Source organism: Shewanella sedimentimangrovi, from assembly GCF_017354965.1.
GTDB lineage: Bacteria > Pseudomonadota > Gammaproteobacteria > Enterobacterales > Shewanellaceae > Shewanella > Shewanella cyperi.
Window position 1 is genome coordinate 2,454,017 of sequence record NZ_CP071502.1, and the last position, 15,070, is coordinate 2,469,086.

General features: G+C 59.9%; 11 protein-coding genes. 1 reads left to right on the forward strand and 10 read right to left on the reverse strand.

What is annotated here, in order from left to right:
* Nucleotides 1-73: 73 nt before the first annotated feature.
* A complete protein-coding gene (locus JYB85_RS10705) occupies nt 74-703 on the reverse strand; it encodes a LuxR C-terminal-related transcriptional regulator (RefSeq protein ID WP_207322715.1) in 630 nt (209 codons plus the stop codon).
* Between the two features lie 265 nt (nt 704-968).
* On the opposite strand from JYB85_RS10705, the gene JYB85_RS10710 reads away from it, so the two are divergent.
* A complete protein-coding gene (locus JYB85_RS10710; protein ID WP_228730081.1) occupies nt 969-1,808 on the forward strand; it encodes a cytochrome b/b6 domain-containing protein in 840 nt (279 codons plus the stop codon).
* Here JYB85_RS10710 and JYB85_RS10715 read toward each other — a convergent pair.
* The 9 genes from JYB85_RS10715 to JYB85_RS10755 all read right to left on the reverse strand — a co-directional run bounded on the left by JYB85_RS10715 (nt 1,791) and on the right by JYB85_RS10755 (nt 14,784).
* Nucleotides 1,791-3,578, reverse strand: a complete 1,788-nt coding sequence (locus tag JYB85_RS10715; protein ID WP_207379295.1) for a bifunctional protein-serine/threonine kinase/phosphatase — start codon at nt 3,576-3,578, stop codon at nt 1,791-1,793. The genes JYB85_RS10710 and JYB85_RS10715 overlap by 18 nt on opposite strands.
* Nucleotides 3,579-3,608: 30 nt before the next feature.
* A complete protein-coding gene (locus JYB85_RS10720) occupies nt 3,609-5,072 on the reverse strand; it encodes a NarK family nitrate/nitrite MFS transporter (RefSeq protein ID WP_207379296.1) in 1,464 nt (487 codons plus the stop codon).
* Nucleotides 5,072-5,401: a nitrite reductase small subunit NirD gene (gene nirD, locus JYB85_RS10725; RefSeq protein ID WP_207379297.1), complete on the reverse strand. Its 330-nt coding sequence runs from the start codon at nt 5,399-5,401 to the stop codon at nt 5,072-5,074. Before nirD ends, JYB85_RS10720 begins: the two co-directional genes overlap by 1 nt.
* On the reverse strand, nt 5,398-7,947 hold the full coding sequence (gene nirB / locus JYB85_RS10730) for a nitrite reductase large subunit NirB (RefSeq protein ID WP_207379298.1): 2,550 nt from the start codon (nt 7,945-7,947) through the stop codon (nt 5,398-5,400). Before nirB ends, nirD begins: the two co-directional genes overlap by 4 nt.
* A gap of 232 nt (nt 7,948-8,179) precedes the next feature.
* The gene (locus JYB85_RS10735) at nt 8,180-9,418 is read right to left on the reverse strand and encodes an ANTAR domain-containing protein (protein ID WP_207379299.1); all 1,239 of its coding nucleotides are present in this window, start codon (nt 9,416-9,418) and stop codon (nt 8,180-8,182) included.
* Nucleotides 9,411-10,235, reverse strand: a complete 825-nt coding sequence (cobA, locus tag JYB85_RS10740; protein ID WP_207379300.1) for a uroporphyrinogen-III C-methyltransferase — start codon at nt 10,233-10,235, stop codon at nt 9,411-9,413. The genes JYB85_RS10735 and cobA overlap by 8 nt, the downstream gene beginning before the upstream one ends.
* On the reverse strand, nt 10,228-12,966 hold the full coding sequence (locus tag JYB85_RS10745; protein ID WP_207379301.1) for a nitrate reductase: 2,739 nt from the start codon (nt 12,964-12,966) through the stop codon (nt 10,228-10,230). The genes cobA and JYB85_RS10745 overlap by 8 nt, the downstream gene beginning before the upstream one ends.
* A 138-nt stretch (nt 12,967-13,104) precedes the next feature.
* Nucleotides 13,105-14,313 carry a tetratricopeptide repeat protein gene (locus JYB85_RS10750; RefSeq protein ID WP_207379302.1) on the reverse strand — a complete coding sequence of 403 codons (1,209 nt, stop codon included), beginning with the start codon at nt 14,311-14,313 and terminating at the stop codon, nt 13,105-13,107.
* Between the two features lie 117 nt (nt 14,314-14,430).
* A complete protein-coding gene (locus tag JYB85_RS10755) occupies nt 14,431-14,784 on the reverse strand; it encodes a cytochrome c3 family protein (RefSeq protein ID WP_207379303.1) in 354 nt (117 codons plus the stop codon).
* Nucleotides 14,785-15,070: the final 286 nt, after the last annotated feature.

Below are 15,070 nucleotides of genomic sequence, written 5' to 3' on the forward strand. Positions count from 1 at the left end.
CAGAGTGCTTTTTAAAACTGCACCTGTTACAACTGCACCTTTCTACAACTGCACCTTTTACAACTGCACCTTTCTACAATTGAACCTCGTGCAGATGGGTCTGGGCCCAGGCGATGGCCTGGCCACGGCTCGATACCCCAATCTTGCGGAAGGCGCGGTACAGGTGAGTCTTGATGGTACTTTCGCTGACAAACAGCTGATTGGCGATATCCAGATTGGTGCTGCCGGATAACAGCGCCTGCAGCACCTCACGCTCGCGAATGGTCAACCTGTCGCTGTCCAGCTCAGCCTCATCGGCACCATTGCCCTGCAGTGTGGCCGGGATCTGGCTGCGGCCCTTGAGGATTTCCCCCAGACCTTCGCTGATGTCCGCCAGACTGGCATCGGCGTAAAACACCCCCGCGGTCACCGACTGATGGATCAGGAAGCGGCCATCCACCTGACGGGGAAAATGGACAAAGATCACCTTGATCCCGGCGTGTTCACGCTCAATCAGGCGTTGCAGTTGATAGGCTTTTTGCAGATCCACTGTGGCCAGATCCATCACCACCAGGGACACCTGGCTTTGATACAGACGATCGGCCATGTCTTCGGGCTGAACCTTGGCGAGCTTGACCAAAAATTCCTGGGGCCATCTGCAATCAAGCAGATCCGCCAGCAATTGCGAACGCGACACCACCATCCAGTGAATGATTTTGAACATATATACAACCTCCGTGTATGTCCGGCAAAGACCATGATGTACCGGAACCCATCCTAGCATAACGGCAAAAAGTTACACTAAATCGACAGCTTATGCCAACAGAATTCATTTTGGCAGTCTGCTGTGCCGCAGAAGCCCCCATCTCCGACATCGGGGCCAAGGTCCACGCACCGGGCTTACCACCATGGGCGTAGGAGCGGCTAATATTAAGCTGTCTCCGATTCAAAGAGAGGCCAGGACTTTTTTATTCCGGCCCCCCAAGCCTATGATGAAACTCTTGCCACCACAACCGGACATCGACATGGATATGAACATGGACAAGAACACCACAGCCCCCGAAAACAAACCGGCAGAATTTCAGGTGCACGAGTACCGGGTCTGGCCACTGCCGGTGCGAGTGTTTCACTGGTTAAATCTCTTGCTGGTGCTGATGATGACAGTGCTCGGGCTCTTGATGCTGTTCCGCGGCGAGCTGGGTATGAATGGCACAGACGCCAGAGTGGGACTGAAGACGGCCCACGTGCTGGTGGGTTATTGTTTTGTCGCCAATCTGGTCTGTCGCTTGCTCTATGGCCTGTTTGCCAAGGGGTATGGCAGCCTGGGGCAGCTGTTCGCCGGCCCTGCCACCATGAAAAAACTCAAGGCCTACAAAGCCGCGCTGGCCCGGGGCGAATCGCCCCAGTACCTGGGTCATAACCCCAAGGGGCAGTTTGCTGTGGGGGCCATGGTGCTGCTGATGCTGCTGATTGCCACCACAGGCCTGTTCCGTGCCGGGACCGATATCTATTTCCCGCCCTTTGGCAGCAGTATCCAGCAGCAGTTGGTCAGGGATGGCGAAGATCCCGCCGCCATAAAGCCCTATGACAACACCTATGTGGACCCAGTAAAGGCCGAAGCGCTCAAGCCGCTCAAGTCCATGATAGGCACAGTGCACCTTTACGGCGTTTTTTGCCTGTGGCTGCTCGCGCTGCTGCACATCGCCGCTGTCATTTACACAGATTGCCGACGCCAGGGCGGGCTGATTTCTGCCATGTTCTCGGGCAAAAAATGGCTGCGGGGCGCACCGGCCGATGCCCTCAACTCACATTCAGGCAAGCAGCAGTAGCAGCAAGAGCAATATGATCAAAAGCTGCGCCAGGCAAAGACTGCGGTAAAACTGCTCGGGAGTCCTGGTCGCCCAGGGTAAAGGCCCTTGTGCAGCCACAGTTGGCGTCGACAGGGCCAACCAAAACTCGTGGCTGTCGGCAAAGCGCTTGTCGGCATCAAGGGACAGAGCCCGCTCCAGTGCCCTGTCCACCCACCCCGGCAACGACGGGCAAAACACCTGGGCAGGGATATATTCCAGCCTTTGGTAATCTTTTTGGCCCTGACAGCCCGCCAGCTTGCCCGCAAAGGGCGACTCGCCGGTAAAGAGTTCATAGGCCAGCGCCGCCAGCGAAAACAGATCCGAGCGCACATCGGCCCGGCCGGTCAGCACCAGCTCCGGCGCCGAATATTCGGCTGTGCCCAGAACCTGCTCCCGCGCAATGGTGCTGTGAATTTCCTCGACGCCACGCACCAGCACACTGCCAAAATCGATGATCTTGACCCGGCCATCGGCACATACCAAGAGATTGTCGGGTTTAAGATCCCTGTGGATCATATCCTTGCGGTGAAAGGCCCGCAGTCCCTGCTCTATCCGTCCTATGACCCTGAGTTTCTCCTCAAAGCCCGGGCGACAGGCCTTCGCCCACTCGGTCAGGGTCAGGCCCTCGCACCACTCGCTCAGGGTATAGAGCGCCGTCTGCGCGCCCTTGGGACGGAAGTGGCGAATCACACCTGGGTGGCTCAAGCGGCTGCCAATCCAGCTTTCCAGCAGGAAGCGCTCAATGTAGGCGCCATCGTCGATAAAATTGACCGAGGGGGTTTTCATGGCAAAGCGCTCGCCACTGACCTCATCCTGAACCAGATACACCTGACTGCGGCGGCTCTCGTGCAGAATGCGCAACACCCTGAGGCCATCCAGGCTCTGCCCCGGCACCAGGGGCGGCGGAAACGGCAGTTCCGACAGCTGCACAAACATCGACTCACGGGTGACAGCGGGCAACTGCTGCACCCTGAGGCACAGGCAACTCAGGTTATCGCCGCTGCCATTGGCCAGCGCCCTTTGCACCAGAGTTTCGCTGAGCTCATCAAGCGCGGTTTCGCTGTCGAGCGCAGCATCACGGTCACGCTGGAGTTCATCAATAATCTGCCTGTCGCTCAGGCTGCCATGGACCCCGTCGGTCAGCAGCAGAAAGAGATCCCCCTCCTCCAATGCCAGCACCCGGTGATCCAGCTCCAGACTGGCATCCAGCCCCAGCGCCCGGGTGAGAAAGTGGCCACCGCTTAGTCTGTTGCCCACGCAATGATCCCGCGACAGCCGCTCCAGTTGGCCGCGGCGATAGCGATAGAGCCTGGCATCTCCCACGTGGAAGAAAAAGGCGCTGCGGGATTTGAGCACCAGGGCGCTGAAGGTACAGACAAAGCCGCGCCCCGCGTCCCGGTAGTCCCGCCCCCGCCCCAGCAACCAGTGGTTGATGGCACCTATCACCTTCTGTGCCGCCGTTTCCACCCCCCAGCTTTGGGGCGTGCTGTAGTAGTCACCAAGAAAGGCGGATACCGCCACCCGTGCCGCTTCGCCGCCCCCTTCGGCGGCGCTGACCCCATCGGCGATAACGGCGGCCACCCCCTTGGTGGCCCCCAGTCCCTCCGGCGGCAAGCGCACCCCCAGGGCATCCTCATTCTCAGCCTTGCGCCCGGCACAGGAAAAGGCCCCGGCTATCACGCCCGGGGCATGCCCCAGGGGCAAGTCCATTTTCTCTGCTGCGCTTAAGTTCTCTGCTACTGCACTCAAGACCTGTCCTCAATCGACACTTATGAGTCCTCAACCGACACTGATCAGTGTCACCCTTCCGTCCGCATCCACCTCGGCCATGTGTCCCTTGGGCTCGGTCATAAAGGCCAGGCAGATAAGACCAAACAGCGCCGACACCGCAATGGCATAGAAAAATGCCTCCACCGACACCAGGGAATAGAGGGTCAGGAAAAACACCGCCCCCACGTTGCCATAGGCGCCGGTCATACCGGCTATCTGGCCCGTCAACCTGCGCTTGATAAGGGGCACGGCGGCAAATACCGCGCCCTCCCCCGCCTGCACAAAGAAGGAGCAGGCCATCACGGCGGCCACCGCCAGTGTCAGCGGCCACTCACTGCCTATCTGGGCCAGGGTGAAGTAACCGACGGCAAGGCCCGTGGTGAGAATAAGCAGCACTGTCTTGCGACCAAACTTATCGGACAGGTAGCCGCCTCCGGGGCGCGACATCAGGTTCATAAAGGCATAGCTTGAGGCCACCATACCCGCCTCGGCGAGCCCCAACCCAAAGGTGTCGCGGAAAAACAGCGGCAACATGGACACCACCGCCAGCTCAGAGCCGAAGGTGGAGAAATAGAGCACGTTGAGCACAGCCACCTGACGGAAGGAATAACGCTCATACTCGGGCACGGGCTCATGGAAAATCTTGCGGTTGACCCTGAAGGTCTGACGCAGATCCACTGCCAGCACCAGCAGCAAAAAGGCCACACACAGCATGACACTGGTACTGCCGAGCAGGCCGACGCCGCTGGGGGACAACTTCCAGCACAGCAACAGCAGGGTGGCGTACATGGGCAACTTCATCAGGCACAGCAGGTAAAAATCGCCCTTGCTGGTGACCTCCATGGCGCCGGACTGCTTGGGTTTGAAGTAGGTTGAACCCTTGGGGGTATCGCGCACGCCCCAATAAAAGGCGGCGCCGGCCCCCAGGCACAGCAAGCCCGACAGGCCCACGGCATAGCGCCAACCATCGTCACCGCCAAACCAGAGGGCAACCAGCGGCAGGCAAAAGGCGGCAGCCGCCGAGCCGAAATTGCCCCAGCCACCGTAGATCCCTTCGGCGGAGCCCAGTTCCCGCGCCGGGAACCACTCACCTATGATGCGGATCCCCACCACAAAACCGGCGCCGATAAAGCCCAGCAAAAAGCGCGACAGGGCCAGTTCGGTGAAGCTGTCCGCCATAGCAAAGGCAAAGCAAGGCAGGCTGCAAAGCAGCAACAGCGCCGTGTACACCCGGCGGGGGCCATAGGCATCGGTCACCATGCCTATGATGACCCGGGCCGGAATGGTCAGGGCCACGTTGAGGATCAGCAAGGTTTTAACCTCTTCCTTGCTGAGCCCCAGGCTCTGGGCTATGGGGCCCAGCAACGGCGCCGCATTGAACCAGACCACAAAGGTCACAAAAAAGGCAATCCAGCTCAGATGCAGCACCCGCATGCGTCCGCTGAAGGAAAAGAGGTTGAATCTGTTGTCCATTATGCGCCCTCCCCGGCCAGCCACACCCCTGCTGCGTCGGCTTTCACCGCAATGGGGATGGCATTGAGCTCTGTGTCTTCCAGGCATTCACCGGTTGTCAGGTGAAAATGTTGTTTGTAAAGGGGCGAGCAAACATACAGCTCCCCCGCCAGCTCGCACACCTGGCCCCGGGCGAGCAGGCTGACGCCTGTGGCCGGACAGCGGTTATCCAGGGCGTACAGGCCGCGGTGGCCCAAATTGAAAATCGCCACCGGACGGCTGCCGAGCCAGGCAGCGACACCGGCGCCCTCGGGCAGGGCTTCTTTTTCACACACTTGGGTCCAGTTCATGACAACTCCTTGATATCAATTCGCAAATCTTTGGCCTGGGCTGGGGTCAGCGGCATTTTCTGGCCCCTTACCCTGCGGTAGGGCAGCTCAGGCGCAGCGGTTGGTGCTGGATTGACAAATTCCACAAAGCGGCGCCGGATGGCGGGATCTTCGATGGCGGCCTTCCACTCACAGCGGTAGCCGTTCACCAGCTGTTGCATGCGGCGACTGAGTTCTGCCCCCAGCCCCAGGCTGTCTTCCAGCACCACCTGACGCAGATAGTCGACGCCACCTTCGAGGGACTCGAGCCAGACCGAGGTGCGTTGCAGCCGGTCGGCGGTGCTGGCGTAAAACATCAGTATCCTGTCGATACAGTCGATGAGTGCTTCGTCGGACAGATCACTGGCAAACAGATCAGCGTGGCGGGGCCGCATGCCGCCGTTGCCCCCCACATACAGGTTCCAGCCCTTGTCGGTGGCAATCACCCCTATGTCCTTGCTCTGGGCCTCGGCGCATTCCCGGGCACAACCGGATACCGCCAGTTTGAGTTTGTGTGGAGAGCGCAGCCCCTTGTACCTGTGCTCCAGGGTGATGGCCATGGACACCGAGTCCTGCACCCCATAACGGCACCAGGTGCTGCCGACGCAGGACTTCACGGTGCGCAGGGATTTGCCGTAGGCATGACCGGTTTCAAATCCGGCCTCCACCAGCACTGTCCAGATGGCAGGCAGATCCTCAAGGCGGGCCCCGAACAAATCGATGCGCTGGCCGCCGGTGATCTTGGTGTAGAGATCAAAATCCCGGGCCACCTCCCCTAGCACTATCAGTTTTTCCGGGGTGATTTCGCCGCCGGCGATGCGGGGCACCACGGAGTAAGTGCCGTCCTTTTGCAGATTGCCAAGGAAGGCATCATTGGTGTCCTGCAGCCTGGCCCTGTCGTCCCCCAGCACATGATCGTTGTGCAGGGTGGCAAAAATGGAGGCCGCCACCGGCTGGCAGACGGCGCAGCCATAGGGATGGGCGCCGGGGCGTCCATGGCGCGTCAGCAGGGTATCGAAGTCTTTGATCTCTTCCAGGGCACACAGGTGAAACAGCTCCTGGCGGCTGTAACCGAAATGGGGACAAAGGGAGCTGTCGCGTGCCTTGCCGGCTTCAGCCAGAGCGGTGTCGATAATTTTCTGCACCTCGGGACCACAGCCGCCGCAGCCGCTGGCGGCCTTGGTGCAGCGCTTGATGTCGCCCAGGGTCTCACAGCCGTCCTTGACCGCCTTGACTATGGCGCTGTGGCTTACCTGATGGCATGAGCACACCAGGGCATCGGCGCTGGTGCTGGCAGGCTCGCCCAACAGCAGCGCCGCCGGGCTGCCGTCGATGACGCTGCCCCCGAGGTAGCGGCCAAGCAGGCGCCCATAGTCGCTGGCATCGCCCACCAGCAATGCGCCGGCCAGCCTGGTGCCGGACTCGTCGAGCCAGAGTTTTTTGTAGACGCCCGTGACCGCATCACTGAACTCCACAAAGGGCAGCTCGTCGTTGCCGCGACTGTTGCCTATGGCGCCCACGTCTATGCCCAGCAGTTTGAGTTTGGTACTCATGTCGGCGCCAACAAAAGCCTCGGGCAAGGCGGCGCCGAAGGCATCATGCATCAGGGTGTCGGCGGCAATGCGGGCCATTTGATAGCCCGGGGCCACCAAACCGTAGATCCTGTCCTGCCAACTGGCACACTCGCCGATGGCAAACACCCCGGGCGCACTGGTGCGCATCAGGCCATCGACGGCAAATCCACCCCGGGCGCCCAGGGCCAACCCGGCGACCTTGCCAAGCTCATCAAAGGGACGAATACCGGCGGAAAACACCAGCATATCGGTTTCCAGGATTTCGCCGTCGGTGAAAGACAGCCGCAAGCGGGCGGTTTCACCGTCGAGGATGGCACTGGTTGCCCTGGCGGTATGCACCGACACCCCAAGGGCTTCAATCTTGCTGCGCAGCAGCTCGCCGCCTTCGGCATCCAGCTGCACCGGCATCAATTGGGGGGCAAATTCCACCACATGGGTCTTGAGCCCCAGGCTCTTGAGCGCATTGGCCGCCTCCAGTCCCAACAGACCGCCGCCTATGACGACTCCGGAGCGGGAATCCCTGGCCGCCGCTTCGATGGCCAGCAGATCCTCTGTGGTGCGATACACCAGGCAGGCCTCCTTGTCGGCACCGGGAATGGGCGGCACGAAGCCGTAAGAACCTGTGGCCAGCACCAGATGGTCATAGGCCAGGGTCTCGCCGCTATCCAGGGTCAACTGCTTATCTTCCGGGTGCAGCGATACCACCTTGCAACCCAGCTTCAGCTCAACGCCCCAGGCCCGGTATTGGGCCTCGGTGCCAAGGGCCAGCTCATCCAGGGCCCGGCCCTGAAAATAGGACGACAACTGCACCCTGTCGTAGGCAATCTGGCGCTCGGCACCTATTACCAGCAAGTCCCAGCGGCCTTGCCAGCCCTGCTCACAGACATATTCAACAAAGTGGTGCCCCACCATGCCATTGCCGACCACGACGACCCGGGGTTTGTGATTGGACATAAGACCTCCAGAAAACAAAAAAGGCACCTGCTCCGGGAATGGGAGCGAGGCGCCTTTGCCATAAGATTCAAATTGAGTGGGGCGGCTTGGCGCCCCAAATTGACCGCAGGTCAGGCTTACCGAACGATGGAAGCCACTTTTCATAAGGCACAGGCCGTGCCACTTTTTATCTTGCTGTTTTTACTTACTATTTCATTGTGACTCGGGTGCGCATCCCTGTACCGGTGCGTCATTATTGGGCAACTGCACTCCTTTGGCGCAGCAGGCTATCGGCCAGCACCTCCATGGATTGGCCAGTGTGCATCGAGTGGCGCCGCAGCAATCCCAGGGCTTCGGCCTCGGTCACCCCTTCGGCCATCATCAGGGCACAAAGCCGGCCAACGGGCCCGGAACCCTGTGCCTTGCCCGAGTAGGCCAGTGCCAATGCCGCGTCGGCGCAGTCCGCCCGTTCCGTCAGCAGATAGGCGGCGGCCAGGGACGCCCGGACACAGGCCCCCTGCCAGGTGTCATCGCCGGCACCCGGCAAGGCCGATGCCCCCAGTTGCCGGTGCGCCATTGCATCGTCGGCCAACGCATTGAGGCTGGCCTGGGTGCCCTCGGGGGCACAGGCGGGCAACAACCAGGAAGGCCCACGCGGGCAGGCACCCTCTGCATCAATGTGCCACAACTCGGTCTCCACCCTGGGATTGGGTTCGGCCTCGCCCTGAAAACCTCGGAACAACAACTGCCGCGCTCCGTGCCCCTGCTCCCTGGCCATCAAGGCAATCACCTCGGCGTAGTGCTGCTCCAGTTTGGGGTGAAAGAAGGCCCGCATGCCCAGGGGCGCATTCAAGGGATTGATAAATTTCAGCGCCTGGGTCAGCAAGCTGCGAATACCCAGGGTGGCATGCAGTGAGCCAAGCGCGCGCCAACGCGGCAGTATCGCCGAAAGTGGCAGGTAACAACTGACACCATCCCCAATAAAGGCGCGGGCCTCGGCAACTGAAGTTGCGGTGGGGATCCCCACATGGTGCAGCGCCTGCCCCACATGGCTGCGGCGGCTATAGCCGCCGGGCGCTTGCGCATCGCGGCCATCATCGCCGTGCAACAGCACAGGAATGCCCTCGGCCTGCAAGCGTTTTACCCCATACAGCAGCCAGGGAAACTGGCCACGCTTGCCGGCATAACAGGGCCAATCGATAAAGGGAGTAGAGCTGGCGCCGGCACCAGGGGTTGCATTTGCGTCTTCCCCGGCAGCGGAGGCAATCAAGTGGCGCAGCGCCAGCGCCACCCCCGCCACCTCGGCCGGGGTTTCGCCGCGGCTGCGCATCACCATCAGCGCGGCGCCAAGGGACAGGTCGGTGACCTCCTGCGCCGACCAGCCAAGGAGCAAGGCGCGGCTTTCCTCCAACGTCAGGGTCCGTGCCCGTTTCGGGCCGCAGGCGATGGCTCTAAGCAACGCCTTGGCGCTGTGATCAAATCCGTCAGCCATGGGCCACCTCCGTCGCGGTCAACCTGCCCAGCTCCGCCCGCAGTGCGGTCAGCTCTTCACCTATGGCGCAGACCTCCCCCACCATGATAAGGCAAGGGCCATCACCCCCCAGGCTTCTGGCGGCGGTGGCAAGTTCATCAAGGCAACAGAATTCGAGCCTTTGTCCGGGACGACCACCGTCGCGCACCAGGGCGCAGGGCAAGGCGCCATCGGCCCCGGCAAGCTTGAGACTGGCGGCAATCGCGGCGGCCTGGGTGGCGCCCATGTAAAACACCAGGGTGCTGCCAAGGGCCAGGGATTGCTGCCAGTGACGACTGGCATCGCCGCCAATTTGGCGACCTGTGATCAGGGTGACCGAGCGCGACAGTCCTCTGTGGGTCAGGGGGATCATGGCAGCGGCACCGCAGCCCAGGGCCGCACTGACACCGGGCAGCCAGCGACAATCAATGCCCCGTGTCAGCAAAAACGCCGCTTCCTCGCCGCCGCGGCCAAAGACGCCGGGGTCGCCGCCCTTGAGCCTGAGCACCCTGAGTCCCTCACCGGCCAGCGTTGCCAGACACAGGTTAATCTCATCCTGGTGCGCCGATTGGCCACCGGCCCGTTTGCCCATGGCTATGTGCCGGGCCCCGGGATTCGCCAGTGCCAGCACAGACTCGTCCACCAGAGCGTCATACACCAGGGCATCACAGCGGCGCAGCAGCGCCAGCACATCCAGGGTCAGACTGCCCACATCACCACAGCCGGCCCCCGCCAGTACCACAGTGCCGGGTAAAAACTCGCCCCCAAGGGCGCCAATCAAGGACGTCAGATCAGCCATGGGATACCTCCGCAGACATAAGAAATTCATCGGCAATGGCCCTGACTTCACCAAGGCAACTGCCACAGCCACTGCCGCAGCCCGTTTGCTCACTGGCCCAAAGCAATGGCTCCGAACCGTCCGGACATTGTGCCAACGCCGTTTCAATCCCCTGACGACTGACGCCCCGGCACAGGCATACCAGGGGGCTGTCACCCGCCAGGACCTGGGACTCCAGCGTCTTGAGCAGCGCACCGTCAAGCGGCCTGCCCACCATGGCGGCAAGGGCAATATGGTCCAGCGGCAGGTCGCCCTTGGCGGCGATATTGAAACCGGCCAGGGTTTCGTCGCGGATCCAGGCCTGCAACCAAATCGTCTTCTGGCCAGCCTTAAGCTGCCAGCGCAGAGCCTTCAGCTGTCGGCCCGGGTTGCCCTCGGGCGCGACGCCGGGTGGAAAATAGAACACCTCGGCAGCGCCGGACTCAAGACACAGTTTCTGGCGCCTCAGATACTGCAGTTGCCCGGATGCCAGCTCACCGTAATGCACCAGCTTCCAGACCGATCCGAGGGGGTTGAGCCTCACCTTTTGCCCCTTGAAAGCGGGCTGACGGGAGATGGGATCCACCTCGGCGGCAACCACGGCGTTGACACCCGAGCCAAGCTCTTGCCCGGTCCAGTGCATGGAGACAAAGGGATGACCGGGTTTCAGGCTGTCGTCCTTTTTCACCGGCAAAAACAGTTCCGCCTTGGACACATTCTTTAGCTCCGAGGGCTTTAGCTCCGAGGTTTTTACCGCTACACCATCGGCCTGCTCTGTCTGTTTTTGCATAGTCAGCGCGACCAGGTCCCCCTCTTTGAGCGCGAGCGCTTGCATATCTTTGGGGGCCAGATAAAGCTGCGGCTCCCATTCCTGGCGGCACAGGGCGGCAACGTGGCCGGTGCGGGTACGGGTATGCCATTGATCGCGACTGCGGCCCGAATTCAGTTGGAAGTTGCCCGGCTCCAAGGTGAGCCTGGCCGGCCTTTCATTGATAGCCGGCGCCGCCTTGATTGCCGGGAAAGACGGCATGACTGCCGGAGGCACAAAGCGCGCCCGGCCATCCTTGAATGCGAATCGGCCATCGGCGAACAGCCGCGGCTCTTGTGCGCCCACGGGCCAGCGCAGTGGCGCCATGGCCTCGTAGGCCTCATCGCTCAAAGTGGCGAGGGCCGAGATATCGAAGTGTTTTTCCGGGAAGACGCCTTTAACCACGGCGGACAGCGCCACATGCTCACGGAAAATCGCTGCCACTGAGGGATAGTCAAAGCCGTCGTAGCCCATGGCCTGGGCCAGTGCGCACACCGCCTGCCAGTCGGCCCTCGCCTCCCCCTTGGGCGCTCTGAAGGCCCGCTGGCGGCTGATGGTGCGCTCCGAGTTGGTCACAGTGCCGGACTTTTCCGACCAGCCCAGCGCCGGTAACAGCAGGTGCGCCAGCTGCGCCGTGTCGGTATCTGGGGTGATATCCGACACCACAACAAAGGGGCAGGTTTGCAGCGCCCGCTGCACCAGCTCCCGGTCCGGCAGAGACACCATGGGGTTGGTCGCCATGATCCACACGGCCTTGATTTTACCGTCCGCCATGGCCCGGAACAGTTCGGTGGCGGTTAATCCCGGCGCATCCGGCAGTTGACTGCCGGGCCAGAAGCCGTGCAGCAACTGCCGCTCGGCGTCGCCAAAGGACAGGTGGCAGGCAAGCTGGGTCGCCAGCGCCCCCACCTCTCGGCCACCCATGGCATTGGGTTGCCCCGTGAGGGAGAAAGGACCGCAGCCCGGCTTGCCAATTTGTCCCAGCAGCAGATGGCAATTGATGATGGCATTGATGGTGTCTGTGCCCTGTACCTGCTGATTTACCCCCTGGCAAAAGGCGGTGACCACCTTATTGCCGCGATACAAATCCACCAGCTTCTGTAGCTCAGGCAGGGACAGCCCCAGGGCCCGGGCGGCGGCGCCGGTATCCGCCAAGGCAGCGTCCAGGCTGGCCAGGGTGGCATCAAGCCCCTGGGTATGGGCCTCGACATAGGCGGGATCTGCCGCGCCCTGACGGGATAATTCCAGCAATAGCAGGGAGAACAGCGCAAGGTCCCCGCCGGGTGGCAGGGAGATGTGCCAATCGGCCTGGGCGGCTGTGGCGGTTTTCCTCGGGTCAATCACCACTATTTTCGTGCCACGGGACTCACGGGCACGCAGCAATCGCTGAAACAACACTGGATGGGTCCAGGCGGCGTTGGAGCCCACCAAGACCACCAGTTCGGCCTGCTCAAAATCCTGGTAACAGCCGGGTACCAGATCTTCACCGAAGGCCCTTTGATGGGCGCTGACCGCCGCCGACATGCACAGGCGGGAATTGGTATCCACGTTGGCCGAGCCCCAAAAGCCCTTGGCGAGCTTATTGGCGACGAAGTAATCCTCGGTCAGGAGTTGCCCGGAAAGGTACAGGGCCACGGACCCGGGGCCGTGATCGCGGATGGCAGCAGAAAAACGCTCAGCCATCAGGGCGATGGCCGAATCCCAGTCCGTAGTCTTGCCGTGAAGACGGGGGTATCTCAGGGCGGATGGCAGTGGCAAGCTGTCCAGCAGGCGCTCACCCTTCTGACACAAGCGCCCCAGGTTGGCACTGTGGCTGGCATCCCCATGCAACCCCTTGCCATCCGGCGCAATGCTGACACCACAGCCAACGCCACAGTAAGCGCAGGTAGTGTTGACTTCTCTCACAGGCTTCTCCCATCTCGTATTGGAGAGAGGAGACAGGCAAGGGATAAGCCAATATTTATCTATTTGATTTTACGTGATTTTAAAAACCAATCATTCGCCCCACGTACCACAAGGGTGCAAAGCTTGCACCCTTGTGGTTCAGTGACGAACCGCTTGAGTCTTTATCATGGCCAATTTCGCCTGGTACTTTCGCAGATCTTCATCCTGGGATGCCAAGGTCATTGCCTGGCGCAAGGCCTCCCTGGCTTTATCCTCTTTCCCCAGAGCGACCTGGGCCCGGGCAATATCAAACCAGGCAGGATGGAAATAGGGAGTGGAATTTAAAAATTTGGTTAAATAGCGCTCCGCTGCAAGATACTCCCCCCGAACCAAGGCATCCCGGCCAAGCAGATAAAAATCATAGCCATTGTGCTCATCTATGGCCTCCATTCTCGAAACCAATGACTGTTCCAGAACCACATCCTTCTTATGGATAGCCAATGTTCGATAGTTGGACAAAAGATTGAGATTGTTGGGTTCAAGCATCAAGGCATGACGATACAAAGCCTCTGCGGAGGCATCATCATCGCTGCGTCTGTGGATAATGGCCGCAATATTGATGAGTGGCACGTAAGTGCTATCCCATTTCAGTCCTTCTCTGGAAAGCCAATAAGCCGCAGCAAGATCTCCCTTTATCAAGGCATCCGAAGCTAAATTGCGATAAAACATGGCGATAAAGGTCTCTTGCTTAAGCAAAGCGCCAAACAGATTGTTACCTGATGGAAAATAATCGACGACCATTATTGAATAGCCGCCAAAATATGGACTTAAAAAAGGTGTGTCCATCGGCGCATCGTAAAGCAGGCTGCGCACATGGTCCGAAAGTACCATCAGGTCGTCTTTCATATCCAGCAAGACTGGTGCTTCATGCACCAACTGAAATTGAGCAGGCACGCCAAGCTCCCGGGCAACAGCAAGCGTCACCAATGCCAGACTCATGCAGTTGCCACCGAGTGAGTCCAGCGCCTCAGAGGCCCCCAGATTCTTGCCTTCGTAACCAAAGTCCTGCAATTTGGTTACCAGAAAACGCTGTGCCTGTTTGTAAACTGGTAACCCGGCAATATCCGGACGAACAACAAAATCAGCAAGCTCTGCACGTTGAGCGTCCGTCAGGGTAATAAACTGAGATGGCTCAGGTACTGCGACCGGCGTATAAAGCGCATTGTTGAACGGCAATGGCGTTGGTGGTGCTTTACCCGCTTTCAGCTGGGAACAGCCACCAATGAGAGCAACAAGTCCCAGCAAAGCAGCCAGCTTTCCCCATCTGAAGCGCGTCCCTTTACTTGTAGCGGTCTTTCCTGTGGCCATGACAAACTTCCTTTTAAATCCATGTCGTTACATCAAATTCCAAACTACCACAGAAGCGGGTCATCGCCACAATAAAAAACGCCGGCTGTTGGCCGGCGTTTAACATTAGCTGCGCTGTTATTTCTTCAGCGTTGACTCAGGAGTACGACCATCGTCATGGCACTCGTCACAGGTTGGACGCTCGCCTACTTTCATCTCGTGCTGTACGTGACAGTCGGTACACACAATCTCATTATCGTGGGGCTTATGAATTTCATCGCCCTCAGATAAAGGCTTGTGGCAGGAAACACACTTGTCGTTTTCGTACATGCCGTCTTCGGACATGGTCTCGTTCTGGTGGCAGGCCTCACAACCATCCTTGGCAGCATGGAAGTCGGATTGCAATTGGTCATCGGCAGCAAACGCTGCGGGTGACAGGGACAACGCCGCCATGGACGCTGCGAATAGGGCTGATAACAGGATTTTGCTCACGTTCAATTCCTCCAATCTTGACGGTCTGTGGCAGTTCTTATGGGGTTGCTGCCATCGGCCGCCGTGCAATGGCGAGCTTTATTTGCCCTTGCCGGGCCAATAATTTCACCATCCGGGTGTCCTCACTTTAACAAGCCAACATACGAAAAAATGTGCGCTTTATCATGTAACCAACTGCTTCAGTGAGTATTTTACACGGGCTATCACCTCCATGTGGCTTAACCATAAACGAAAAATGGTTATTTAGCCAAATATATCATTGTGGGTACTCGGCCCTGATTACATC

Coding starts and splice junctions, on each gene's coding strand:
- JYB85_RS10705 (WP_207322715.1), bottom strand. CDS start 703: ATGTTCAAAATCATTCACTGGATGGTGGTGTCGCGTTCGCAATTGCTG.
- JYB85_RS10710 (WP_228730081.1), top strand. CDS start 969: ATGATGAAACTCTTGCCACCACAACCGGACATCGACATGGATATGAAC.
- JYB85_RS10720 (WP_207379296.1), bottom strand. CDS start 5,072: ATGGACAACAGATTCAACCTCTTTTCCTTCAGCGGACGCATGCGGGTG.
- nirD (WP_207379297.1), bottom strand. CDS start 5,401: ATGAACTGGACCCAAGTGTGTGAAAAAGAAGCCCTGCCCGAGGGCGCC.
- nirB (WP_207379298.1), bottom strand. CDS start 7,947: ATGTCCAATCACAAACCCCGGGTCGTCGTGGTCGGCAATGGCATGGTG.
- JYB85_RS10735 (WP_207379299.1), bottom strand. CDS start 9,418: ATGGCTGACGGATTTGATCACAGCGCCAAGGCGTTGCTTAGAGCCATC.
- cobA (WP_207379300.1), bottom strand. CDS start 10,235: ATGGCTGATCTGACGTCCTTGATTGGCGCCCTTGGGGGCGAGTTTTTA.
- JYB85_RS10750 (WP_207379302.1), bottom strand. CDS start 14,313: ATGGCCACAGGAAAGACCGCTACAAGTAAAGGGACGCGCTTCAGATGG.